Origin of the sequence: Aquamicrobium aerolatum DSM 21857 (assembly GCF_900113935.1) — a bacterium.
Classification (GTDB): domain Bacteria; phylum Pseudomonadota; class Alphaproteobacteria; order Rhizobiales; family Rhizobiaceae; genus Aerobium; species Aerobium aerolatum.
Genome location: NZ_FORF01000049.1, coordinates 1 through 1,113 on the forward strand (window position 1 = coordinate 1; position 1,113 = coordinate 1,113).

Annotated in this window: 1 protein-coding gene and 1 pseudogene; both read left to right on the top strand. The window is 54.1% G+C overall.

Going from position 1 to position 1,113, the window contains the following annotated elements; all coding sequences use genetic code 11:
- A pseudogene (locus BMZ42_RS18190) lies at positions 1 to 73 on the top strand (transposase); the annotation flags it as partial.
- Positions 74 to 94: 21 nt separating this feature from the next.
- On the top strand, positions 95 to 691 hold the full coding sequence (locus BMZ42_RS17695) for a hypothetical protein (RefSeq protein WP_091525211.1): 597 nt from the start codon (positions 95 to 97) through the stop codon (positions 689 to 691).
- Positions 692 to 1,113: the final 422 nt, after the last annotated feature.

Genomic DNA, 1,113 nt, shown 5'->3' on the forward strand with positions numbered 1-1,113 from the left:
GCGCTATGACAGGTGCCCAATGGCCTTCCTCTCCGCAATCGCTCTCGCGGCTACCGTTATCTTCTGGCTCTGATCAACGAGTCCTGAGCCTAAGGTGGATGACGACGTTGCATTCATGAGCTCTGTCAATCTGGCAGACGGAGAAAGTGCAGTTCTAGATGCCATCAAGAAAAACGAACACTTCGCAACCCTCCTAGGCGCAGATGCTTTTCCAGATGGCGGCGGTCGAGAGAAAGCAGTTGCGGCTGGTGTCATTGATACCATCGACAGGCTTGGCGCATTCTCGGATATTGAAGATTTGAATCTGGTTGTGAGCCAACACATCGCGATGGAGGCGAATAAGGCTAACTTCATCGCTGGTGCGCAAGTAGAACAAGGCGCTGACTTTGCGGGTGTATTTGAAGGCTTGATCCGCGCCCTCGCCAATGACCGCGCCGGCATCATTAATTTTTGGGCGGAAAGCGGTGATGTGGCGGGCCAATGGCGCGCAGACCAATTGCTGGGTGATACATACACCGTCGTCCTCAACCAGATTGTCGGTTATGCAGACTCCCCGCAGGTTGGCGCCCCAAAATACTGGGAAGAGCTTGCCGCCTCTTTCAACCACATCAACTCAGAATACACGGGGAGCGTCGTTACATTGATAGGCCAGCTTCAAACGGCTCATCAGGCTGTTTTGGACGGCGTCTAGTCACTTCGAACTTGATGAAGACTATCGAAAACCCGGCCAAGCGCCGGGTTTTTGCTGTAAAGCAGTGATGAAAGCCTGCAAAAGCTATCTCCTCAAAACCCGCACTGATCGATCTACACCTGGCTCTGTCTGGGCGGCATCAGAGGCTAAAATACTGCTCGCGCGATCAGGAGTCTTCGTTGACGCGGGCAACGAGAAGTCCTCGTGGGCTCCGACACTGGAAAATCCGCCGAGCCGGTGATCGGGAAATGGTGCAGCGGCCGGGTCAGGCCGTTCCAATGGAACAAGTGAGCTTTTCCGCTGGATCGAGCAGGTCGTCGCTTCCGGCCTGTGATTTTTCATGGAATGAGGACCCTGTTTAAGGGGTGATTTTCGTCCAAACGGGACCCCTTAACGTGGGGTCATCAAAATGCCTCCGGTTT